19 protein-coding genes are annotated in these 25,060 nt (G+C 46.6%); 14 read left to right on the forward strand and 5 right to left on the reverse strand.

The genetic code is table 11. The annotated features are described in order from the left end of the window. Positions 1-370, reverse strand: a 370-nt coding sequence (locus BMZ54_RS24730) for a transposase (RefSeq protein ID WP_089918530.1), incomplete at its 3' end; no start/stop codon positions are given. Positions 371-505: 135 nt separating this feature from the next. On the opposite strand from BMZ54_RS24730, the gene BMZ54_RS24735 reads away from it, so the two are divergent. From BMZ54_RS24735 to BMZ54_RS24785, 11 genes are all read left to right on the forward strand, one after another. Further along, positions 506-1,414 (forward strand): serine hydrolase, encoded by a 909-nt coding sequence (locus BMZ54_RS24735; protein WP_089918532.1) that lies wholly within the window; start codon positions 506-508, stop codon positions 1,412-1,414. Between the two features lie 469 nt (positions 1,415-1,883). Next, the gene (locus tag BMZ54_RS24740) at positions 1,884-2,438 is read left to right on the forward strand and encodes a peroxiredoxin (RefSeq protein ID WP_089918534.1); all 555 of its coding nucleotides are present in this window, start codon (positions 1,884-1,886) and stop codon (positions 2,436-2,438) included. A 215-nt stretch (positions 2,439-2,653) separates the two neighbouring features. Then, positions 2,654-3,241, forward strand: a complete 588-nt coding sequence (locus BMZ54_RS24745; protein WP_089918536.1) for a carboxymuconolactone decarboxylase family protein — start codon at positions 2,654-2,656, stop codon at positions 3,239-3,241. Positions 3,242-3,559: 318 nt separating this feature from the next. Beyond that, positions 3,560-3,796, forward strand: a complete 237-nt coding sequence (rpmB, locus tag BMZ54_RS24750) for a 50S ribosomal protein L28 (protein WP_089918538.1) — start codon at positions 3,560-3,562, stop codon at positions 3,794-3,796. A 28-nt stretch (positions 3,797-3,824) separates the two neighbouring features. After that, a complete protein-coding gene (rpmG, locus tag BMZ54_RS24755) occupies positions 3,825-4,007 on the forward strand; it encodes a 50S ribosomal protein L33 (protein ID WP_089918539.1) in 183 nt (60 codons plus the stop codon). 90 nt (positions 4,008-4,097) lie between these two features. Continuing rightward, entirely contained in the window at positions 4,098-4,268 is a 171-nt protein-coding gene (locus tag BMZ54_RS24760) for a DUF4295 domain-containing protein (protein ID WP_089918541.1), read from the forward strand. 222 nt (positions 4,269-4,490) lie between these two features. Further along, positions 4,491-5,453, forward strand: a complete 963-nt coding sequence (ftsY, locus tag BMZ54_RS24765) for a signal recognition particle-docking protein FtsY (RefSeq protein ID WP_089918543.1) — start codon at positions 4,491-4,493, stop codon at positions 5,451-5,453. A 363-nt stretch (positions 5,454-5,816) separates the two neighbouring features. Further along, positions 5,817-7,130, forward strand: coding sequence for a 30S ribosomal protein S12 methylthiotransferase RimO (rimO, locus tag BMZ54_RS24770; protein WP_089918545.1), 1,314 nt, complete (start codon positions 5,817-5,819; stop codon positions 7,128-7,130). A gap of 210 nt (positions 7,131-7,340) precedes the next feature. Further along, positions 7,341-9,086, forward strand: coding sequence for a DEAD/DEAH box helicase (locus tag BMZ54_RS24775; protein ID WP_089918547.1), 1,746 nt, complete (start codon positions 7,341-7,343; stop codon positions 9,084-9,086). Positions 9,087-9,193: 107 nt separating this feature from the next. Continuing rightward, complete coding sequence (glgB, locus tag BMZ54_RS24780) at positions 9,194-11,131, forward strand: 1,4-alpha-glucan branching protein GlgB (protein WP_089918550.1); 1,938 nt, start codon at positions 9,194-9,196, stop codon at positions 11,129-11,131. A 249-nt stretch (positions 11,132-11,380) separates the two neighbouring features. Then, positions 11,381-12,274, forward strand: coding sequence for a DUF4382 domain-containing protein (locus BMZ54_RS24785; protein WP_089918552.1), 894 nt, complete (start codon positions 11,381-11,383; stop codon positions 12,272-12,274). 429 nt (positions 12,275-12,703) lie between these two features. Here BMZ54_RS24785 and BMZ54_RS24790 read toward each other — a convergent pair whose 3' ends face one another. From BMZ54_RS24790 to BMZ54_RS24805, 4 genes are all read right to left on the reverse strand, one after another. Further along, positions 12,704-13,078 carry a KGG domain-containing protein gene (locus BMZ54_RS24790; protein WP_202909353.1) on the reverse strand — a complete coding sequence of 125 codons (375 nt, stop codon included), beginning with the start codon at positions 13,076-13,078 and terminating at the stop codon, positions 12,704-12,706. 63 nt (positions 13,079-13,141) lie between these two features. Continuing rightward, positions 13,142-13,321, reverse strand: coding sequence for a hypothetical protein (locus BMZ54_RS24795; RefSeq protein ID WP_089918554.1), 180 nt, complete (start codon positions 13,319-13,321; stop codon positions 13,142-13,144). Between the two features lie 1,102 nt (positions 13,322-14,423). Then, positions 14,424-16,817 (reverse strand): glycoside hydrolase family 31 protein, encoded by a 2,394-nt coding sequence (locus tag BMZ54_RS24800; RefSeq protein ID WP_089918556.1) that lies wholly within the window; start codon positions 16,815-16,817, stop codon positions 14,424-14,426. Between the two features lie 344 nt (positions 16,818-17,161). After that, on the reverse strand, positions 17,162-18,187 hold the full coding sequence (locus tag BMZ54_RS24805; RefSeq protein ID WP_089918558.1) for a WD40/YVTN/BNR-like repeat-containing protein: 1,026 nt from the start codon (positions 18,185-18,187) through the stop codon (positions 17,162-17,164). A gap of 155 nt (positions 18,188-18,342) precedes the next feature. On the opposite strand from BMZ54_RS24805, the gene BMZ54_RS24810 reads away from it, so the two are divergent. The 3 genes from BMZ54_RS24810 (at position 18,343) to BMZ54_RS24820 (ending at position 25,027) form a co-directional block, all read left to right on the forward strand. Beyond that, a complete protein-coding gene (locus BMZ54_RS24810) occupies positions 18,343-21,423 on the forward strand; it encodes a ligand-binding sensor domain-containing protein (protein WP_089918560.1) in 3,081 nt (1,026 codons plus the stop codon). 98 nt (positions 21,424-21,521) lie between these two features. Next, positions 21,522-22,154, forward strand: coding sequence for a response regulator transcription factor (locus BMZ54_RS24815; RefSeq protein ID WP_238386687.1), 633 nt, complete (start codon positions 21,522-21,524; stop codon positions 22,152-22,154). Positions 22,155-23,119: 965 nt separating this feature from the next. Beyond that, entirely contained in the window at positions 23,120-25,027 is a 1,908-nt protein-coding gene (locus tag BMZ54_RS24820; RefSeq protein ID WP_089918564.1) for a DNA topoisomerase IV subunit B, read from the forward strand. Positions 25,028-25,060: the final 33 nt, after the last annotated feature.

A 25,060-nucleotide genomic window follows, 5' to 3' on the forward strand; every position in this document is an offset into this window, starting at 1 on the left:
TTCTGATCTCTATTTTAAACTGTTCTTCCGCAATGTCTATCATCGTCTGCAACCCGAACACCTGCAGATTGGCATATTCCAGTTTCTTCAACAACGCTTCATTTTGCTTTTTGAGGGCGTCCAATTCCTTTTGTTCCTCTTCGGTCATGACGGTAGGTAAGATGGTTCGTTGCTCAAGTTCCGAAGAAAACAGCGATTTCCAGTGGCCTATCTGATTAGCTTTTACGCTATAGCGAGCCGCTACCTCTGCCATACTTTGGCTACCTGACAGATAGTCTGCTACTACTTTGCGCATAAAAGCGTGGGAATATTGGAACGAACGGCCTCCCTTGCCTTTCCTGTTTTGCCCTAAATTGTTTGTTTTTTGCATGTCTTACACTTTTTATGTGTAAACCTTTTTCAGGACGTGACATATGGCTTACTATCAGGGTATTATTGTATTGTTATTGGGTTAACAGAACAGGCACAATTATGTTATCTATCCCGGAACCCGTATTTTGCCTGTATGAAATACCTGGTTTCCTGCACCTTACTGCTACTGCTTATTAGCGCCACCGCCTTTGCCCAAAAAGAAGATAAACAGCTAACAGCCCTGCTGCGCCCTTATCTTGAAAAACACCATGGCGTGGCCGGCATTTACGTGCATCACCTGAAAAAAGATAAGTATGTGGCCATTAATGCAGATACCCTGTTCCCTACGGCCAGCACCATTAAAATGACTATTATGGTGGGCATATTTGATAAAATAGCCAAAGGGGAGCTGCAGTACCATCAGCCCTTAGTATATAAGGATTCCCTGTTATATGCCGGGGAGGACATACTGGGCTCCTTTAAAAGCGGGGAGCAGATAACGCTGGATAAGGTTATGATGCTGATGCTGACCATGAGCGATAATACCGCCAGCCTGTGGCTGCAATCCCTGGCAGGAGGGGGGCAGCAGATCAATGCCTGGCTGGAAGCCCATGGTTTTGTAAATACACGGGTGAACAGCCGTACGCCGGGCCGGGAAGCTAATCGTACTGCATTGGGCTGGGGGCAAACATCGCCCCGGGAAATGGCCCGTTTAATGGAAATGATCTATAAGGGAGAGGTAGTGAGCAAGGCTGCCAGTGAGCGTATGTACCGCAATCTTACCCGTAATTACTGGGACCAGGAAGGGTTGCTGGAATTTCCGAAGGAGGTAAGAACAGCTTCTAAGAATGGTGCAGTGGATGGATCGCGCTCAGAAGTGGTAATGGTAAGCGCAGCACATGGAGACTTTGTCTACAGTATTTATACTAAAAATAACCTGGATCAAGGTTGGGAGCGGAATAATGAGGCCTGGCAGCTGTTACGGCAGGTGGCCAGGACGATATGGAACTATTACGAGCGTAGGGACAAACGGGTTCCCGACCCCGGTGTGGGGCAGTTTTGATAGAAGGAACGGATATGGTACCCGCTGGGCAAATTAGATGAACAGATCTTGAGTAGCATCAAATTCATCCTGTCTGTTGATGGCGTTTTTAATAAACGGGATCAATGCAAGGCCCACCGTAATAATCACCAAGAGTACATGCTTTAGCTTCATACTTGCCATTTTAATATTTTTTCAAGTTCATGTATGTATAACTAAATAACGTGCCAAATTGTTACAGTTTGGGGAACCAAACCGGGCAGCGCCAAAGGCTCGTTAGGCCATGTCCGCGCCGGATCGCAGGCTGGCGGGGCGCCATAGGCTCTATTTATGGAAGGGGATGGTAAGTATAGATAATATCAATACCACATTTCCAAAATCGATTTGATTTTTAATACGCGGACAATGACCTTTGCACCTGTTTTAAAATGCGTAGCACTTACGCAAAGAGAGGCAAAAGAATCACTAAACTAAATAAACAGTAATACACATGAAAAATGTTATCCTGTCCGTAGGCTCAAAGTTCCCCGAGTTCAAAAAAACGGCTGTAGTATCTCTCGAGAAAGGCAAAGAATTTTATGACATTTCATCCGAAGAGATCCGGAATTCCGGTAAATGGATGGTGATGTTCTGGTGGCCCAAGGATTTTACCTTCGTGTGCCCTACTGAAATTGCTGAGTTTAACAAACACTACCAGGATTTTGCTGACCGTGATGCCGTTTTGATCGGTGCATCTACTGATAGCGAATTTGTACATGCTGCCTGGAGAAGGGATCATGATGACCTGCGCGGTCTGCAATTCCCTATGCTGGCTGATACTTCCAAATCACTGGCAGAAGAGCTGGGCATCCTGGAAGCTAATGAGAAAGTGGCTTACCGTGCTACCTTCATCGTTGACCAGGAAGGTATTGTACGCTGGGTTTCCCTGTACGACCTGAATGTAGGCCGTAACGTGAAAGAAGTACTCCGCGTGCTGGATGCCCTGCAAACAGACGAGCTGTGCCCCTGCAACTGGCAGAAGGGTGAAGCTACGCTGACCGCTTAATTTTCTGAATAACTGATAGTCCATGGTCGATGGTCCATAGCCTGTAACCCGCAAGCGAACTATTGCGATACAAGCGATCTACCATCTTCCATGGACTTTTAAATTATCATACGTTCATCCGGGAAAATAGTCCTGCGTCTTCTTGCAGCACCTGCATTATTGAACCAGGCAATGGACTATCGACCATGGACCATGGACTTAAAACAACAACAATCATGTTCGCTACTACAAATCAAGATACAGCCATCCAGCTGTTACAGGCAGTAGGTTTAACCGATGCGGCTTTATCCAAACACCTGAACGCGCTGGTAGCTACCGATGCCCGTTACCTGAAAGATCTGAAGATCAATGTAAGCAACGCGCTGGACGCAGGTACCCTCAATAAAAAAGAAGCTTACCTCATAGGCCTGGCCGTGGCAGTAAATGAAAAGCAATCCACCCTGCAGGCTGCCTTTGAAAAGCTGGCCCAGGAACAAGGCGCTACCGAAAAGGAAATTGCGGAAGTGATCAGCTGCACCTCCCTCATGAATGCCAATAACGTGTTTTACCGTTTCCGCCATTTCGTGAACAAGGAGTATTATACCAACACGCCCGCCGGCATCCGAATGAGCATTATGGCTAACCCGGTGATAGGGAAGGAGTTCTTTGAGCTGTTAAGCCTGGTGGTGTCTGCCCTGAACGGCTGTGAAATGTGCGTAACCTCCCATGAAGAGGCCCTGCTGAAACATGGTACGGAGCAGCAGCGCATCCTGGAAGCGGTAAGGCTGGGCGCTGTGCTGAGAAGCCTGGTAGTGCTGCTGTAAATGTGCCGGTGAGGGAATGTGCTGATGTGCCGTTGTGGGGTAGATGAAAATGCGTAGATGGGAAGATGGGCAGGCTGGAAATAGGCGGATTTTGGAGATATCCGGAGGGAAAATGGATAATAGGAGATGAATAAACGGATATTTAAAAATGTGGATATCTTCCGGTCCTGATCAGGTAAACCATTCATTTTCAGCTCATATATCTGAATGCGGATATACACATTCGCACAATTTCCAAGGCTGTGAATAAAATTCACAAACAATGTTTGTAAAATCAATAAAAAAGGTGGACTTTTGCAGTCCAAAATTTTTTCGATCATGGCAAGAGTATGTCAGGTGACAGGAAAGAAGCCGATAACAGGTCACCATGTTTCCTTCTCTAATATCAAAACAAAGAGAAGATTTCTGCCTAACCTGCAGAAAAAGCGTTTTTTCCTGGCGGAAGAAGACCGCTGGATATCTTTAAAGGTATCTTCGGACGGCTTACGCACTATTAACAAAAGAGGTTTGTATGCAGTAGTTAAGGAATTGCGTGCGGCCGGGCAGGAAATCTAATTGTGCAATCCACTAATTGTATATAACAATGGCAAAGAAAGGTAACAGGGTGCAGGTAATACTGGAATGTACCGAGCATAAGAACTCAGGTCAGCCGGGTACTTCCCGTTATATCACCAACAAGAACAAAAAGAACACTCCGGAGCGTCTGGAGCTGAAGAAGTACAATCCTATTCTGCGGAAAGTGACTGTACACAAAGAAATTAAATAATTTGTTGAATTGTTTGTGTGGCTGAATGGTTGTGTAACAGCATAACTGTTCCCGACCATACAACCAGCCTAACACTAAAAACAATAACCAATGGCAAAACAAGCTAAAACCGCTATCAAGAAGGATGCGAAGGCTGCTGCTGAAGCTAAAGTGTGGACGAAAGTGATCAGAGCGGTACGTTCTCCGAAATCCGGCGCCTATACTTTTAAAGAGGCAATTATACACAAGGACAAAGTCCAGGAGTATATTAACCAAAAGTAATTCGGCTTTACCAATCATACTGCACAGAAGCTGTCCCGTATTCTACGGACAGCTTTTTGCGTTTGTGGTCAGTCCATGGCCTGATGGTCCATAGTCCATCATCCGCGGATTTTCCACGTAGATAATATCGTAAATTGCAGCTCCTTTATCTTAATTTCATCACTGAAAAAAGGAAATGTGCTATGGATCATGGACCATGGTCTGTGGACTAAAACAACCACTATGAGCTTTTTCAATAAACTATTTTCCCGGGAAAAGAAGGAAAGCCTGGATCAGGGATTACAGAAGACCAAAGATAGTTTCCTCACCAAACTAGGCCGGGCCATTGCCGGTAAATCCTCCGTTGATACAGAGGTGCTGGATAACCTGGAAGAAGCCCTGGTATCTGCCGACGTAGGCGTAGATACTACCGTGCAGATCATCAATCGTATAGAGCAGCGCGTATCAAAAGATAAATACCTGGGAACCAGTGAATTGAACAAGATACTGCAAGAAGAAATTGCAGCCCTGCTGGTGGAAGCGCCGGACAGTGGCTTCCGTGATTTTGATGTACCGGCCGATAAAAAGCCCTACGTGATCATGGTAGTAGGGGTGAACGGGGTAGGCAAAACCACCACCATTGGTAAGCTGGCCTATAACTTTAAAAAAGCCGGTAAAACAGTGCTGTTAGGCGCTGCAGATACCTTCCGGGCCGCTGCCGTGGACCAGCTCACTATCTGGAGCGACCGGGTAGGCGTACCTATTGTAAAACAGCAAATGGGCTCCGACCCCGGTGCAGTAGCCTTTGATACCGTGCAAAGCGGGGCCGCCCGTAATGTGGATGTAATTATTATAGACACCGCCGGCCGCCTGCATAATAAGGTTTACCTGATGGAGGAGCTGAGCAAAATAAAGCGGGTAATGAAAAAGGTGCTGCCGGAAGCGCCGCATGAGGTGCTGCTGGTGCTGGATGGCTCTACCGGGCAAAATGCGCTGGAACAGGCCCGCCAGTTCACCGCAGCTACAGAAGTTACCGCCCTGGCCATTACCAAGCTGGATGGTACTGCAAAAGGCGGTGTAGTGCTGGCCATTGCCAACCAGTTTAAGATCCCCGTGAAATACATTGGTATTGGTGAAAAAATGGAGGATCTGCAGGTATTTAATAAAACAGAATTTGTAGATTCACTATTTAGCATAAATGACTGATAATAAGCTTATTGCAAAGCGTTGTATAATTACAGATTAATTAGTTATGCCCCGGCCTGAAGCGGGGCCATTCCATTGAAAAGTAATTATGATGGGTTTAAGTGGATGGCTGGCAATTAATTTAACAATAATGTGCCGCATTTTTTCTAAAGAAATAGCCCTCCAGAACTACTTTGTTCATAATTAACTAATTCGTAATTATGACAAGGGGTGTAAAATGTCCTTTCTTTTTATTACCTTTGCAACTTCCAACACACCACCCCCACTAAGGCAAGGTCACACACAGTAAGTCTGCTGTTTTTATTTGTTCGTGTCTGAATGTCTTCGTGGCGGTAATAAACCGGCAATGAAGACTAGAACATAATGAAGAATAGAACATTAAAGAAAGACAAAGTTAATATTATTACATTAGGGTGTTCAAAGAACATGGTTGATTCTGAAGTGCTTAGCGGGCAATTGCAGGCCAATGCAATTGACGTAGTGCACGAGAACGCCAAAAAAGACCATAACATTGTAGTAGTGAACACCTGTGGTTTTATTGACAAGGCCAAGGAAGAATCCATAAACACCATACTGGAACAGGTAGAGCTGAAGCAGAAGGGCCGGCTGGATAAAGTATATGTAACCGGCTGTTTAAGTGAACGCTACCGCGGTGACCTGGAAACGGAGATCCCCGGGGTAGATGCCTGGTTTGGCACCATGGAGCTGCCACTGATCCTGAAGAAATTTGACGCCGATTATAAAGCGGAGCTGCTGGGTGAGCGCTTGCTGAGCACCCCCTCACATTACGCTTACCTGAAAATAGCAGAAGGCTGTAACCGCACCTGCTCTTTTTGCGCTATTCCTCTTATGAGGGGCACACATGTATCCAAACCTATTGAGGCCATAGTAGCAGAAGCTGAAAAGCTGGTGCGCTTTGGTGTAAAAGAGGTGATGCTGATAGCGCAGGAATTAACGTATTACGGTTTAGATCTGTATAAACAACGCCGCCTGGCCGACCTGTTAAGGGCGCTGGCCGCGGTACCGGGACTGGAATGGATACGGCTGCATTACGCTTACCCGCACAAATTCCCGATGGATGTGCTGGACGTAATGAACGAGTTTCCCAACATTTGCAACTACCTGGATATGCCTTTGCAGCACGCAGCAGATAACATGCTGAAAGCTATGAAAAGGCAGATCACGCGTACAGAAATGCAGGACCTGGTGGCAGCTATCCGCGAAAAGGTGCCCGGCATTTGCCTGCGTACCACCCTCATTACCGGCTTTCCGGGCGAGACCCTGGAAGACGTGGAGGAAATGAAGCGTTTCCTGGAAGATATGCGTTTTGACCGCGTAGGTATTTTTACCTACAGTCATGAAGAAGGCACCAGCGCCTATGACCTGGAGGACAATATCCCCGCAGAAGAGAAGGAGCGGAGGGCCCAGGAAATTATGGAGCTGCAGCAGGAGATCTCTTACGAAAAGAACCAGGAAAAAATAGGCCAGGTATTTAGAGTAATAGTGGACAAGAAAGAATCCGGCCGCTACCTGGCGCGCACCGAATTTGATTCCGTGGAAGTAGATAATGAAGTGATCATCAACACCAGCAAGCGCCTGAAACCGGGCGATTTTGTGCACGTAAAGATCACCAAAGCGTTTGACTACGACCTGGAAGGGGAATTGGTGGAGGCATAAGCTGAAAGCTAAAGGCAGAAAGCTAAAAGCAGAAAGCATAAAGCGGAATGCAGCACCCGGAAAAAATCCTGCTTTTAGCAGTAAATGCAGCATATCATAAGTTTAGAATCAATATTACTTGCAGTACCACGCATAAAGCGTTTAGCACTATGCGTTGAGCATACTGCGTATTAAATAATAGCTCCGGACGGAGCTTGTTAAAGCAAATCAATGATAACATTTGAGTCACTGGGCTTACAGGAGCCCATTTTAAAAGGAATCCAGGACCTGGGATTTATTGCACCTACTCCCATACAGGAAAAAGCCATTCCTGTATTATTGACCGGCGACCGGGACTTTGTAGGACTGGCGCAAACAGGAACCGGAAAAACGGCAGCATTTGGCCTGCCCTTATTACAACAACTGGATATTAAACGCCGGCAACCACAGGGACTGATCTTATGTCCTACCCGTGAGCTGTGCCTGCAAATAACCAACGATCTGAAGAACTTCAGCAAACACCTGGGTGATCTGAGCGTAGTAGCCGTTTACGGTGGCGCCAGCATTGTACAGCAGTTACGTGAGCTGAAAAGAGGCGCCCATGTGGTAGTAGCTACCCCCGGCCGCCTGCTGGATATTATAGACCGCGGTGCGGTTAACTTTGAGAATGTACGTTATGCCGTACTGGATGAAGCAGATGAAATGCTGAACATGGGTTTCCAGGAAGACATCAACAACATTCTTTCTAAAACACCCAGCACTAAAACTACCTGGCTGTTTTCCGCCACCATGCCGCAGGAGGTTCGCCGTATTGCACAGCAATATATGACCAACCCCTTTGAGCTGACGGTAGGTAATAAGAACAGCGGTAACGTTAATATTGAGCACGAATACTATGTGGTACGCCCGCGCGAAAAATACGCAGCGCTGAAACGCATTGTGGATTATAATCCTGAAATATTCGGTATCATCTTTACCCGTACTAAAATAGAATCACAGGAAATAGCCGAATCCCTCATCCGCGACGGTTATAATGCTGATGCCCTGCACGGCGATCTGACCCAGCAGCAAAGGGATAAGGTAATGAAGCGTTTCCGCGAAAGATCCATACAGATGCTGGTAGCAACCGATGTGGCTGCCCGCGGTATTGATGTGGACAACGTTACGCACGTAATTAACTACGAGCTGCCGGATGATGTAGAGAACTACACGCACCGGAGCGGCCGTACCGCGCGCGCCGGTAAATCAGGCATATCAATTGCTATTATCAGTAGCCGTGATATTGGCAAGATACGCCAGATAGAAAGGGTGCTGGGTGGTAAGAAGTTCATTAAGGCTGAAGTGCCGGATGGTTTTGCCGTTTGTGAAAAACAGCTGTTTGCATTAGTGCATAAAGTGCACAATGTAACCGTGAACGATGAGCAGATAGACCCCTACCTGGATCGCATATACGAAGAATTTGCCAATATGAGCAAGGAAGAGCTGATCAAGCGCTTTGCTTCCCTGGAGTTTAACGAGTTCCTGGCATACTACCAGGATGCGCCGGACCTGAATGTGAAGGAAGAAAAAAGAACGTATGGCGAAAGCGGCAGCGGAGCTTCTTCTTCCGGCATGAGTTTCCGTGGCACTGGTAAATTTACACGCCTGTTCATTAACCTGGGTTCAGTAGATGATTTTACCCGTGGGGATATGTTACGTTACCTGTGCGATACCAGCGGGGTAAGGGGCAATAAGATCGGCCGTATAGACCTGAAAGGGGTATACTCTTTCTTTGAAGTGGAGAACGATGTGGTGGAGAAGTTTGTACAAGTATTTAAAAAAGCAGAATACAATGGCCGCAGCGTACGGATCGAAATGTCGCAGGATGGTGATAAACGCCGCAGTGGCGGTGGTGGCAGCAGCCGTCCGCCCCGTCGTGAGGGAGAGGAAGGCAGAAGGACCAGTTCTGCTAAACCTGGCTTTAAACGCAGATATTAATCTAATTGCGCAATAGAAAATAAAAGTCCTTCTCCGTAAGCGGAGGAGGACTTTTTTTATTACTTTACGGGAAGCAATTCCCCGAAAAACTGAAATACAGCAGCCCGATGTCAAAAGAATCCAACAGCACATTACCCGCAGTAGCCCCCTTTTCCCTTTTCTCCGCAAAAGATGTGGAGCTGTTCCAGGCAGGCCTGCATGAACGCCTGTATGAAAGGTTTGGCGCACATGCCGTGGAGTATGAAGGGGAGGCCGGCACTTACTTTGCCGTATGGGCTCCCAATGCAGCTTATATTTCAGTAATAGGCGAGTTCAATAACTGGGACCGCTACACGCATACCCTGTACCCACGCTGGGACCATTCCGGCATATGGGAGGGGTTTATTCCGAAAGTAAAAAAAGGCAGCTTATATAAATACTTCATCCGCTCCCGCACCGGCGAGGAGCTGTATAAGGGCGATCCCTATGCCTTTCACTGGGAGCTGCGCCCCAATACCGCATCCATTACCTGGAACCTGGATTACCAGTGGAAGGATAAGCAATGGATGGAGCGCCGGCATGCGCATAACAGCCTGCAAAGCCCCTTTACTGTATACGAGGTGCACCTGGGATCCTGGCGCCGGCCTGATCCCAATAACCACGAAGTATTTTACTCTTACAAAGAAATAGCCGACCGCCTGGTGCCATACGTAAAAGATATGGGTTTTACGCATGTGGAACTGATGCCGGTAGGGGAGCACCCCTTTGACGGATCCTGGGGCTACCAGCAAACCGGTTACTATGCACCCACCTCCCGTTACGGCACCCCGCAGGACTTTATGGCCTTTGTGGATGCTTTTCACCATGCAGGTATTGGTGTTATACTGGACTGGGTGCCTTCCCATTTCCCATATGATGCGCATGGCCTGTTCCGTTTTGACGGATCCCATACGTATGAATATGCGGATATGCGTAAAGGGTATCACCCGGACTGGAACAGCTATATATTTAATTATAAGCGGAACGAGGTAAGAAGCTTTTTACTGAGCAATGCCCTGTACTGGCTGGATAAATATCATATAGACGGGCTGCGGGTAGATGCGGTGGCCTCTATGATACACCTGGACTACTCCCGCAATACCGGCGCCTGGGCGCCCAATGAAGAAGGCGGCCGGGAAAACCTGGAAGCCATTACGTTCCTGAAACATCTGAATGAAAGGATCTACCATCTGCATCCGGACACACAAACCATTGCAGAAGAATCCACCTCTTTTTACGGCGTATCCCGCCCGGTATTTTTAGGTGGTTTAGGTTTTGGTATGAAATGGATGATGGGCTGGATGAATGATACGCTTACTTTCTTTAAGCGCGATCCGATGCACCGCAAATGGCACCAGGATGAATTTACGTTTAGCATTGCCTATGCCTTCAGCGAAAATTTTATGCTGCCTTTAAGCCATGATGAGGTGGTGCATGGCAAATCGCCCATGATCTATAAAATGCCGGGGGATGACTGGCAGAAGTTTGCAAACCTGCGCCTGTTATACGGCTATATGTTCACCCACCCCGGCACCAAGCTGCTGTTCATGGGCGATGAGATAGGGCAAACGCAGGAATGGAACTTCCGTTCAGAGCTGAACTGGCATTTGCTGGAGCACCCCACGCACAAAGGTTTACAGCAGTTTGTAAAAGATGTGAACCGCCTGTATACCTCGCAGCCTGCCCTGTACCAGCTGCAATTTTCCTATGATAGTTTTGAATGGGTGAACGTATCTGACTATGATAACAGTGTGCTGGCCTACCTGCGTAAAAGTGAAGACCCTAAGGATACCCTGCTGGTAGTATTAAACCTTACCCCGGCCACGCATGAACATTATATGATAGCCCTGTCTGCAGCAGGTACCTGGCAGGAAATACTGAACAGCGATGACCCGCGCTATTACGGCAGTGGGGTATTAAATACCTCACCGGTAAAAACCGTGCAGCAGCCTTATAACGGCAAGGATTATACGCTCACGCTGCGGGTACCGCCCCTGGGTGCAGCTGTTTTTAAAGGGGTACAGTAAAAAAATCTGATCCTTATATTACTACCGTTCAATAATCATTAATTATCAACTGTTAATGACTGGGAAACACTATGCCCGGAAAATTTTTTCTTTCCCTTTAAACTTTCTTTAACACTTTCCATCTAAAAAAGACGTTTATAGAATACTGCACGTGTAGATAGGCTAAAACCATATGTAAACGAAAAACATCCATATCAAGTTTCAAGTTCAAGAAAACAAAACAACACAATCACTTAAAACCATTTATTTATGAAGAATCTCCGCAACCTGCGGTGGCCGGTGGTATTATTGGCCCTGGTAGCTGTGGTGGCTTATGCCTGTAAGAAAGATAATGCTACAGAACCAGGCCCGGGCCCTAACCAGCAAAAGCTGAACATTTACATGTCTGATGATCCGGGTTTCTTTGACAATGTATTTCTTGATATCCGCAAGGTGGAAGTGCTGATAGATACCTGCACCAAGAACAGTGATGATGATGACCGTAACTGGGACTGGCGCGACCGTTGCTGGTGGGATGAGGACCGCCGTGACGATAAGGATAAATGCGATGTATGGGATTCCCTGGGTATTAAACCCGGCGTATACGACATCCTTTCTTTAAGGAATGGTGCGGATACATTGCTGGCCGGTGGTATTGTTGCCAAAGGCAAGGTAAAAAAGATCCGTATTACACTGGGTAGCAATAACTCCCTGGTAAAAGACAGCGTTAAATACCCGCTGAAATCTCCCGGTGGTCAGGTGAAGATCATTGTTAAACTGCGCAGCGATGACTGGGACGAAATAGCATCCGGCAACTTCCGCCTGTGGCTGGACTTTGATCTGAACCGTTCTATTGTTAAAGTATGGGATGGCAAGTTTATCCTGAAGCCGGTGATTACTGTGTACACACTGAAGCTAACCGGCAGCATAGGCGGGCAGGTAACGCCAAGTGCCGCATGGCCGGTGATCACAGTATACAACAATACGGATACTGCTTTTGCGCTGCCCTGGTTTAACGGTAACTTTTTGGTACGCGGCCTGAAACCCGGTAGCTACAATCTGTTTGTAAATGCATCCAATGGTTACAGGGATACAACCCTTACGGGTATTACAGTAGAGCGTAATAAACTAACGACTACCAGTAAGATTGTGCTGAAGAAATAATGTAAGAAGTTTTCCATCGTTTCAATAATTTAGTATGAGGTACGTAGCAGAACTTATCTGTTGCGTGCCTCATATCTTTTTTTAGCGCCATTCTTCAAGGATAAGCTTGCCAATTTTAATTTTTATAGTATATTTATCGAATCAAATATGTTAACACCCATTTGTAACCCAAATTGGTAACCCGTAAAAATCTTTTTTTAGTATGCAACATGTTAGAAAACACGTGACGGAAGAACCCTTCTATACCGATGTATTATACAGGCTCCTGTTCACTTTCTTTATTTTCTGTGCGTTATTTTCAGTTTGTTATTTAACGCTTTATGCATAAAGCATAAATAAAAAAAACCGGAAGGTTACAGTACCGGTAAACACATATTTACCTTTCCCGTTACCTTCCGGTCAATAAGTTTTTAGCCTTAGTTATGCTTATTAACGCTGCTGCGTTTCCTGCTGGCGTTGGCGTCTGCGGCCATGTGCGGCTTCACCGCCTTTTTTGCCGATGGCAGCCATATGTTCCCGGTTCTGGCTTACGGCTTCTCCACCTTTACGGCCGGCAGCGCGGGCCTCTTCAGATGAAAATTCATGTGCTACGCCTTGCTGGTGTGCAGCGCGGCCGCCCATGCTGGCAATGGCCCTTTGTTTTTCCATATCCATAGCCGCAAATCCACGTAAGGCTTTACCTGTTTTACGTTCGTCTCTATTGTTATTGTCGTTTTCAACTGGTGTGCTGTCTTCCATTTGTGGGTGTTCACGGTTAACATTCTGCCAGTTCTCTTCCTGGGAGTGACTGCTTTGCATTGTCATAACATCAGATTTAAGTGGTTTGAAATAGGTTTCCGTTTTTCTCTCGAAGCTATAAACGCGCGCTTACAGGGTAAGGGGGAACAAGGACTGTGCCATGCCGGGCCGTGGATGCGGATTGGGCCCATTTGTGGTAATATAATATATAGAGATGGTTTTTATGGACTTATAGCGGAAATCGTTATCCTGCAAATGCCGGGTAACCGGTTCTACAGTATAAGGAAAATAGCCACACTTTAGGCGCATGATTATACAGTTTGATATTAGTTATTTTGAACAATTAAAATTTTTATTATGTGTTGGATTGGGGAGAATAGTGAGGAGGCTGCTACACAGTGGAGGGGCGGAAAGCGGAAAGCATAAGGCGGAAAGCGGAAAGCAGAAAGCATAAAGCGTAAAGGAGAAGGTAAAAAGGCAAAGTGTAAGGCATAAAGCGCAATGCCAAATGCTTAACTGAATATAAATGCTGAATGCAGCGTGCCGCATGCTAATACTGAATGCCGGGCGCTCATACTAAATACTGAATGCAGAACGCTAATGCAGGATGCTAAATGTAAATGCTGAGGCTGAATATGGAACATGCGGAAGCCATCCTGATTAAAGCAGAAGAGTATGCAAAGGCGGGTAACCTTACTGAAGCATTAATGCGGTGAAGCGGATGCATGCCGCAACAAGAAATGCGCAGCTTTGATGGCACCGAAACTATATTAATGCTAAAATCCTGAAGCTTAATAATGTGAAAGTTGAAAGTTAAATACTGAAGGTGGAACGCAAACACCTGAATGGGGGAATAAAAATGGAAATACGGAGTGCGGTAAGACAACAGTATGAGCGTATGCCCGTTAACGTTAGTTGCAGCTCAGTGACGTAGCTTATGCGTTGAAACCTTTTGAGCATTCCCGTAAAGAATAAAAAGCATTCCCGTGAAGATAAATCAGCAGGGAGCTATGTTGACCCGGAGAAGGCCACTGATCAGTGATACAGCCATCACATCATTGTTATAAACTGTATCTGCGGTATGAAAAAGGAAGAAAGTAAGGAGTCCTTATTGATCAATTTGCCTTGAATGTTCACTCCGCTCAAAGCTGTTCATTTTGTTCATTGTGCCTTTTGAGCGGCTGAAAACTTTGCCTGTAGGGCGAATCAGCTTACTTTTGAATAAACTCTAAAGTTGGCATAGGTTATGAAAAGGCACTAAGATATCCATCTATTAGTGCCCTTTTTTTTACAACAAAAGTGGCTAGGTGTTAGTTAAGTATGTATCGCTGTATGTAAAGCTAATACACTAAAACCAACAACCAGCCACCAATAACGGATCGTTAACGAATATGAACTTAATGTTAACCCCTTAGCGTATGATCAGCTCTTCAAATTTTCTTTCCAGCGCTACTTTCACTACGCCTACTGCAAAATTGCGCGCGTTCAGCTTAAACACTTTTCCATCCACCACATACTCGGTAGCCTTAAACGGCAGGCCGTGTATCAGCACCCGGTGTTTTTTATAACCGGCTTCATACTGGCCAAAGAATTTCTTTTTTAAACGGAACTGCTGTTTATCAGATACCTGCTTAAAGCTAATGGTATTGGACTGGCCGTTCTTATAACCATAGTGGTCGCCGGCATCTTCATACAGGGTGCTGCGGGTGGGCTGCTCGCTGTAATACACGTTCAGGATCATTTCATCTATCAGCTTCTCATCCACATACTGTATGTTGGGATAATTGGGCACTACGGCGCCGGCTTTTATAAACAGCGGCATTTCTTCCAGCGGAGTAGCTATTGTTACGGTTTGCCCGCCTTCATACAGCTTATCGTTAAAGAAGTAATACCACTGGCCTGCGGGCAGGTATATTTCTTTTTCCTTCATGCCTGCGGCTTCCACATGGCTGATCAGCAGCGCATCGCCCAGCATAAACTCGTGGGAGCGGTTATACGTGTGCTCATCGTTCTGCGCTACAAAGGCCAGGGGGCGCAGCATAGGCGTACCGTAATGGCTGTACTGCCAAAAGGTGGTGTACAGGTAAGGTAGCAGGCGGTAACGCATTTGTATAAAGCGCTTAACTATAAACTCGTACTTGCTGCCAAAGCTCCAGGGCTCCTGGTTAAAGCCGGTTTCGTTACTGGCAGAGTGGGTGCGCATTAAGGGGTGAAAAGTGGCCAGCTGGATCCAGCGGGTATATAGCTCTCCGTCCGGTTCGCCAATAAAACCACCAATATCACTGCCGGCAAAGGAAATACCGGATACGGATAAGCGCTGGCACTGTACGCTTGCCAGCCACAGGTGGTCCCATTCTGATACGTTGTCGCCCGTCCATACAGAGGCCCAGCGCTGTGCGCCGGCGTAACAGGACCGGGTGATCACAAAAGGCCGGTTGGGCATCAGGTACTTCTTTAAACCAGCTGCGGTGGCCTTGCTCATCAGGTGGCCGTAAATATTATGCGCTTTGCGGTGGCTCACATCCTCGCCGTCATAGTCATGGCGCACATCTTCCGGGAAGGTGCCCATTTCAAATACGGCGGGTTCGTTCATATCATTCCACACCCCGCGTACGCCGGTATCCAGCAGGTCTTTGAACAGGCTGCTCCACCAGTCGCGCACTTTTGGATCCGTGTAATCCGGGAACACGCATTTGCCGGGCCATACATCCCCTTCCATAAAAGCGCCGTCGGCACGTTTACAGAAGTAGTCTTTTTCCATACCCTCCTTGTAAATATCATAATCAGGGTCGGCCTTAATACCGGGGTCAATGATCACCACTACTTTAAAACCTTCTGCGGCCAGGTCTTTTATTAAGCCGGCAGGGTCGGGGAAGTATTCCTTGCTCCAGGTAAAGCAGCGGAACCCTTCCATATAGTCAATATCCAGGTGAATAACATCGCAGGGGATCTGGCGTTTGCGGAACTCTGCGGCTATTTCGCGCACGCGTTTTTCAGGGAAGTAGCTCCAGCGGCATTGCTGGTAGCCCAGGGCCCACAGGGGCGGCAGCTCGGCTGTACCGGTTATTTTGGTATAAGCTTCTGCTACCTGCAACAGGGCAGGGCCGTAAATGAAATAATAGTTCATTTCCCCGCCGCGGGCCCAAAAGCTGCATACCTCCTCCCGCTCATGGCCAAAGTCGAACAGGGTGCGGAAGGTATTGTCAAAGAAAATACCGTATCCTATGCCATGGTGCAGGCCGTAATAAAAGGGAATGTTGCGGTACAGGGGATCGGTATCTTTCTGAAAGCCGTAGGCATCCGTACCATAATTTTCCAGGCGTTTGCCGCGCAGGTTCAGGTCGGTAGGCTTATCGCCCAGGCCAAAAAAGCATTCGCCTTCCTGTATCTGTTTGCTGCAGTACACTATTTTGCCGCCTTTTTGCAGGTAGTGCTGCCAGTGAAAGCCCATTTCGTCCTGGTTAATAATGCGGCCTTCCGTATCGGTAATGGTAAGGCGCAGGTTATCGCGCGCTATCCAGATGCGGATCATATCCGTATAAATTTCAAACACCTCCTCAAACTCGCGTATCCCAAAATTTACGGGCGATTCTTCCAGCCGCTCGCTGGTTGCGTAAGAGAAGTCGCGTTGAAATTTACCATCTGCCGCGTAGCGGAACCGCACGATCTTGTCTGAAATGATCCTTACCTCCAGTATGGTTTCCGATGTATAGAAATAGAAGTAGTTTCCTTCTTTTTGCCATTTCCTGATATTATCAGGGTAGTGTTTTACAGAATACTTACTCGACGAGCTTGTTACTTGCATAGTTTGCTTTTAAAAATCCAATCCTTCCTCTTTAGACCCAACCACTCATCTAAATTAAAAAAAAATCATGTGAAGATTATTATTTCCGCGGTTGAGGTGGTTAATCCATCGTTCACCTGTTAAATTAATGTATTGGCTAAATCGGTCATGAAAAATATTAAATACTTGGTAAATTCAATTTATCGAACGTACTTTTTGCTTTAACCTATTTGTTCCTTTAGAGTGCACTTTTTCCAGGTGCACTTTTTTCATGGATTAAACTTAGTAATGAATCCTGAACAAAGCATAATACTTGCGTTGTATTGTTAATATTAACCAGCATGCGTGCTCTGCCATAGTATTGGTTATTCTGTTACCAGCTGTGCAATACGGCCATCGCTCCCTGCCAGGAATACAGCCTTCCCTTTTTTAGCGGCCTGTACTACATGAAACCCTTCTTTGCTGATGGGCTGCCAGTGCCGGCCGCCATCAAAAGAAATATCTGTTCCCGAAGTGCCGGTGGCAATGGCGGTGCGGGCATTAATATAAACAACGCAGGATCGGAATCCCCCCGGTGGTATTGCAGGCTGGGTCCAGGTTTTGCCCCCATCTGCCGTTAGCAGGCAGTTGCGTTCACGCAGGGTATCGTTGCGGTAATCGCCCCCCACTACAATAGCCTTTTGCGCATTCAATACCGCTATGGAAAAAGCGCCTTGTGTGGCAGCGCCCTGTATAATGGGAAGGGGAGCGGCCTGCCACTGTCCTTTCTGTAAACGGATGCTGCGCGCGGTGCTGCCCCCGGTTATAAACCAGGCCTGCTGCCCCGGCAGGGTTTGCAGGTTACTGGCGCTGGCGGCAAATATGGCTTCGCCCGGTAATGCAGCAGGGCGGTGTTTTAGCGGCAGGGTATCCCAATGTTTTCCCCCGTCCCGTGTGTGCAGCAGCATAAAATGATCCTGCAGGGGATCGCCAATGGCCATACCTTCCCGGGTGTTTCCAAAATCCATATCGTCAAAGAAAATGCCTTTGGTATTATTATAATATACCCGCTGCCAGGTGGCGCCACCATCCTGTGTGCGGTAGATATGCGCCGGCTCACCGGCATTTACCACTACGGCTTCTTTCTCATTAAAGGCATTAATAGCGCGCCAGTCGCAGCTGTCGCAACCGCTTACCCGGGTCCATTGCCATTGCTTGCCACCATTGGTGCTTTTACCTACCATACCGCCGGTACCGGATGCCCATAGTAAACTATCCGTTAGCACGCACAGGCCCCGGATGCTTTTAAGCGGGCCATGGGTCAATAGTTGCAGGGAATTTTTTTGCTGGCCCCTGGCCGCTAAAACAGTGCAGCAGCACCATAAGCATATATAGCAGAATATCTTTGACATTTATTTACAATACCTTAGTGAGCAAGAAAATTACAAAATCATTCAAAAGTGTGATGCAGATTTATATATTTGCAAACAACTAACCTGCATCAGTGCGCTATTTACCATCCCAGATAAAAAAGAAACTGCAGCTACTTGCCTTATTCGTTTTTGTAATGAAAACTCTGTTTGCGCAGGAAGGGAGGTATATATTTGATGCCTACAGCGTAAATGAAGGCCTTTCTCAAAGCTATGTAAGCGACATAATACAAGATAACCAGGGGTTTATGTGGATTGCCAACCGTGATGGGGTGAACCGCTTTGATGGTTATGTGTTTAATGAATACCGTTACAAAACCAGCGAGCAGAACAAGGCAGGGGAGGGGAAGGGTAACCTGGTAGCCAGCAGCTCCAGCGGGGTACGTGCGGTTATTAACCGGTTTGATCTGAAGGGTTACAAAGGATACGGCTTTTATAAGAACAGCCGGGGGCAGCTGCTGCTGGCGCATAATAACGGCATTAGCTTATACGACCCTTACCGCAACACCTTTCAGCAGGTAATGGAAGATACCAGCTATGTGAATGAGCAGGAACGCGACAATGCCCTGAAATTTAAGATCCTGGGGGAGGATACTGCTACACACCAGCTATGGGTGTGGCGCCCCCTGAAAGGAGTGTATGTGCTGGACAGCCGCTCTTACACCATCAAGCGTATTATCCTGTACCCGCCGCAATTTGCAAAACGGGGACTGACCCCCACTGACCTGTTAATGGATGGCCACCTGATATGGATGAACTTTGAGCCGGGTGAGCTGATGTCCTTAAACACACGCGATCTGCGCCTTTCCACCTACTGCCTGCCGGGTATAGGCCAAACACCGGTGCTGCGCAACCTGAATGCAGATTCCATGATCATTGCCAGCGCCGGCCATATTGTGATGTTCAATAAAAAGCAGCACAAGTACACCGACCTGTTAATCAATGAGTACGATGATAAAGGTGTGCAGTTTGAGCCGGTGGTTATGGAGCTGGACCATAATGGTAATGTATGGATAGGCGGCACTGACGGCGTATTGATATACACCATTCGCCGCAATGAGGTGATACAGCATATTACTACCTTTAACACCTTTGAAACCCGCTCCCTGAACAGTGTGCGCTACCTGTACCGCGATGCGGCCGATAATATGTGGGTAGGCACCAATGGGGACGGCATAAAAAAATACTCTCCGCATAAAAAGGTATTTAACCTGTACCGCTCTCCCTTTATATCGCATAACATGGTGCGGTCTATTTACAAGCATGATGATGGCAAGCTATACATAGGCTTGTGGCGCGACGGGCTGGATATTTACGAGGAAGGCGGCCGTTTTATAGAACGCATTTCCAATACAGAGGGGCATACGGTGTTCCCGGCCAATACCGTAAATGCTATTTGCAGGGAGAACTATAAATACCTGTGGATCCATTTTGAGGGCCGCTACCTGGGGCTGCTAAATGTGCAAACCAAAAAGTTTGAGAACCTGACCTCTGTGGTAGATTCACTGGGCCTGCCCCCGCAGAAGGAGAACTATACACCCTTTATGTTCCGCCGGGTGAATGGTGAAGTGTATTTCCCCTACGGGGAATACCTGCTATCCATTAGCCCCGATGAGCGGGGGAATAATAAATACCACGCCTCGCTGGTGCACCAGTTCCCGAATGAGATCCTGAACTGTTATTTTGAAGATTACCTGGGTAACCAATACGTTGGTACACAGGCTAATCTGTACGTTAAAGATGTAGGCAACACCCACTGGCGCATAGTACCCTTACCTGCAGGCACTATTGTAAAAGGGATCAACAAGAATGCGCATAAACAGCTGCTGGTAGCCACCAGCCGTGGTTTGTTTATACTGGATGCCAATTACCAGCAGATACAGCATTACAACAGCTATGATTTTCCGGTGCTGGTGAATGATTTCTTTTACGGGGTGCTGTTAGATGACCGGGACCGTATATGGGTAAGCCATAACAAAGGTTTATCGCAGATAAACCCGGTGACCAATGAGATCACCACGTTTAATCATGAAGATGGCCTGCAATCCAATGAGTTCAATACCGGCGCCTATTTTAAATCGGTTGACGGTGAGCTGTTCTTTGGCGGCATACGCGGGGTGAACGGGTTTTACCCGCGCAATTTCCGGCCTAATCCGTTTGTACCCAAGGTGGTTATTAAACGTATGGAGGTATTGGACCGGCCTTATGAATCAGACACAGCCATTTCCCTGCTGCACCATATTGAGCTGCCTTATAACCAGAACACCATAGCCATAGAATTTGTGCCGCTGGAATATACCAACCCCCTGAAGAACAAGGTGCAGTATAAGCTGGAAGGGGCGGATGAGGAGTGGGTATCGGCCGGTACATTCCGTATGGCCAGGTATACCAACCTGCGCCCGGGCACTTATACTTTTAATGTTAGGGCTTCTAACAATGATGATATCTGGAATACAGCGCCCACTACGCTGGAAATAGTGATACGCATACCTTTCTGGCAATCTTTATGGTTCAGATTTTTATTGTTATTACTATTGTTAGGCATTGCTTATTATTTTTCTACTTTGTATCTTGATTATAAAATACGTCATGAAAAACTGAAGCTGGAAAAAGAGCAGGCTGTAGACCAGGAGCGGGCGCGCATTTCAAGCGATATGCATGATGACCTCGGTTCCGGGCTATCCACGATACGCCTGTTAAGTGAAATTGCAAAAAGGAAGATACAAGACCCTGCGCAAACCAATGAGATAGAGCGGATTTCGGACGCAGCCGGTGAAATGATAGATAAGATGAGTGAGATCATCTGGGCTATGAACTCATCCAATGATTCTCTTGAAAACCTGATCGCCTACATGCGCAGCTTTGCAGCAGATTTCCTGGAGCACGCACACATCACGCAGCAGTTTTACATACCGGAAAGCATACCCAATATTAAGCTCAGCGGTGGCACGCGCCGTAATATTTATTTAGCGGTAAAAGAATCGTTGCACAACGTGGTAAAGCACGCCAAGGCAACAGAAGTGATCATAGAAATTGAGATGCAGCAACACATGACCATATTGATAAAAGATAACGGTAAAGGGTTTGACCAGGAAAAAGTACGGTTATTCGGTAATGGATTAAAGAATATCCAGAAACGCATGCAGTCTGTAGGCGGCCATGCAGATATAACCTCCAACAACGGAACCATAGTTTTTCTCGATATCCCGTTAAATTGATCTACCTTTGGTATCACATTTTCGTGTTAAGTAATCGTATCGTATTCGCTAAGTAAAACTCAATAACTGTGTACTCAAAAAAGAAATCTCAGGACAGTATGGACATCATTTCGGTAGCTATTGTGGAGGATAACCACGATATCCGTACTGCTATGGAATTACTGATTAACGGTTCTGATGGTTATGCCTGCGTAGGTACCTTTAATAATGCTGAAACCGCGCTGGAGCAGATCCCCAATTTACTGCCCAATGTTGCGCTGATGGATTTTAACCTGCCTGGCGGTATGAATGGGATTGAGTGCATAGCGCGCCTGAAAACAGAGTACCCTGATATGCAGTTTATGATGCTGACGGTGTACGAAGATGACGATAAAATATTCCAGGCCCTGGAAGCAGGCGCCAGTGGTTATATCCTCAAAAAAACCTCACCCGGCGAGCTGCTGGAAGCTATCCGCGATGTACATGAAGGCGGTTCTCCCATGAGCTCACAAATAGCCCGGCGTGTGGTAGCCTATTTCCAGAAACAGGCCAAACCCAACCCTGCGCTGGAAGCACTAACCTCCCGGGAAAAAGAGATCCTGGATCAGCTCTCCAAAGGTTTCCTGTACAAGGAAATAGCCAGCAATCTGTATATCAGTATTGAAACGGTAAGAAGGCACGTGCATAACATTTATGAGAAGCTGCACGTAAGAAGCCGTACAGATGCGGTGAACAAGTATTACAACCGGTAGTACCCGGTATTTCCAGTAATAAAAAGATGGTTAACAGCTGCTTAAGGTAAGTGTATGCTATTAAGGTAACACTGCGTTAAGTTACTGTGGTTATATAATGCAGTATTATTGCGGTGACATCTTTGCGGAGCAGAGATGAGTACGGGCTTACTAGCTTAGTGCTTATGTGATGTTGATGCGGGAATTTTGTGGGGATTGATATACAGCTCTTTACATCGCCTCCCTAAAAAAGTGTTGCGGAAAGACAGGAGTTAGTCCGACTGAACCCCCGGCTTTCCGCCCCAGCTCGTTTAAGATTGGATAGCTTGACGCTGCTGCTACTTTCTTCTCACCCGCACACGTTCCATTTTTTGCAGCTTCTGGTTTACCAGATGTGCCAACAAAACCATGGAAGCAATAAGCAGACACGCCAATTTGAATAGTAGACCGGTTTTCATAGGTATAGGTTTTAAAGAAGTTATGGTTTTTTGACTGGAACACTAACGGTTAGCGGTCAGCCAGTTACTCTCTCGATTTTAATAATAATGGTTGGCTAATTGGATTTAGCACACGCGCTAAAAAAAAATCACAATAAGCTTACCGCATCATTTGCCAGGAATCAAATTTTCGAAGCAATTTTGTGAAGGTATCTCCCAAACGAGTCATGGAACGTTGTTCCCGATTCACCAGGAACGTTACTAATAGTGCCACAGACAGCACTACTATTAGCAGCATTAGGCATAGCGTTTTCATAGATTAGGACGTTTGTTTTGTACTTGTGACCCTACGACTGTAAATATAATTTAAATTCTCATATAAAGTATAGTTTGCATAAAAAAAAATTTAGGGACGAAAAGAAATCCACGGTGAATAACTTTATACTTGGGATGATAGCCTGAATCCTTTATTTTTGCCAGTAACCGGGTTTTGCTAAAAGATTTAGTAACGTTGCGGCAACCTTACGTAGAAAATGTTTTAATATATATATGGCAGTTACAGACAAATCGGAAAAGGACAATAAAGATCTTTTTGCGGCCTATACGGAAGACTCTATCCGTTCGCTGGATTGGCGTGAGCACATCCGCCTGCGGCCGGGTATGTATATTGGTAAACTGGGGGATGGCACCAGTATGGACGACGGTATTTACATCCTTATTAAAGAGGTGGTAGATAACTGTATTGACGAACATACCATGGGCTTTGGCAAGCAGGTAGACATTAAGGTATCTGAGCACAGTGTAACGGTGCGTGACTATGGCCGCGGCATACCGCTGGGCAAAGTAGTGGATGTAGTGAGCAAGATCAATACCGGCGCCAAATACGATAGTAAAGCTTTCCAGAAGTCGGTAGGTTTGAACGGGGTAGGTACTAAAGCGGTGAATGCCCTGAGCAGCTATTTTAAAGTAACCGCAATACGCGACGGCCGCATGAAAGTAGCGGAGTTTGAACGCGGCGTGCTTACCAAAGAGCATAAGGAAGCCCCTACCAATGAAAGCAATGGTACGCTGGTAACCTTTACGCCGGATGATACGGTTTTTAAGAACTATCATTATATACCGGAGTTCCTGGAAAACCAGATCTGGAACTACTGCTTTCTGAACGCAGGGCTCACCATCAATTTTAACGGGCAGAAATACATTTCCAAAAACGGTTTGCTGGACCTGCTGCAGCGTAAAACCAATGCCGACGATCTGCGTTATCCTATCATTCACCTGAAGGGGGAGGATATAGAAATAGCCTTAACACATGAAAACCAATATGGTGAGGAATATTATTCCTTTGTGAACGGGCAGCACACCACCCAGGGCGGTACGCACCTGGCAGCCTTCCGCGAAGCCTTTGTAAAAACTGTACGTGATTTTTATAAAAAGGATTATGATGCTACGGATATACGTGCCTCTATTTGCGCCGCTATATCTGTAAGGGTGCAGGAGCCGGTATTTGAATCCCAGACAAAAACCAAGCTGGGCTCACTGACCGTATTTGAGAATGGCCCTTCCATGAAGGCGTTTGTACTGGATTTTTTAAGCAAACACCTGGATGATTACCTGCACCGTAACCCAACGGTAGCAGAGGCCATGAAAAAACGTATTGAGCAAAGCGAGCGGGAACGTAAGGAGCTGGCCGGAATTAAAAAGCTGGCCAATGAACGGGCTAAAAAAGCCAACCTGCACAACCGTAAGCTGCGCGATTGCCGTTTTCACCTGAATGATGAGCTGACCGGTAAAGAAAAAATTGAGCAGGAAGCCCGGCGCCTGGATACGGTGATCTTTATAACGGAAGGTGATTCCGCCAGCGGCTCCATTACCAAATCCCGCAACGTGGAAACACAGGCGGTATTCAGCCTGCGTGGTAAACCGCTGAACAGCTTTGGCCTTACCAAAAAGATCGTGTATGAGAATGAAGAATTTAACCTGCTGCAGCATGCACTGAATATTGAAGAGGGCCTGGAAGGCCTGCGCTATAACAAAATTGTGGTAGCTACCGATGCTGATGTTGATGGTATGCACATCCGCTTACTGCTGCTTACTTTCTTTTTGCAGTTCTTCCCCGACCTGGTGAAGAACGGGCATGTGTACATCCTGGAAACACCCTTGTTCCGTGTGCGGAATAAACAGGAAACCATTTACTGTTACAGCGAGGAAGAAAAGCAAAAGGCAGTGAAAAAGCTGGGCAGCAAACCGGAGATCACCCGCTTTAAAGGATTGGGTGAAATATCACCGCAGGAGTTTGGCCGTTTCATTGGAGAAGATATGAAGGTGGAACCGATCATCTTATCCAAAGACGTGCACATTCAAAAGCTGCTGGAATATTACATGGGTAAGAATACGCAAACGCGGCAGGAGTTTATTATCAGCAATCTGAGATACGAGAAGGATCTGGTTGCCGAGTAGGTAATTAATAATGAAGAATGAACCTTGATTATT

The sequence above is a fragment of the Chitinophaga rupis genome, assembly GCF_900109685.1.
Lineage (GTDB): Bacteria > Bacteroidota > Bacteroidia > Chitinophagales > Chitinophagaceae > Chitinophaga > Chitinophaga rupis.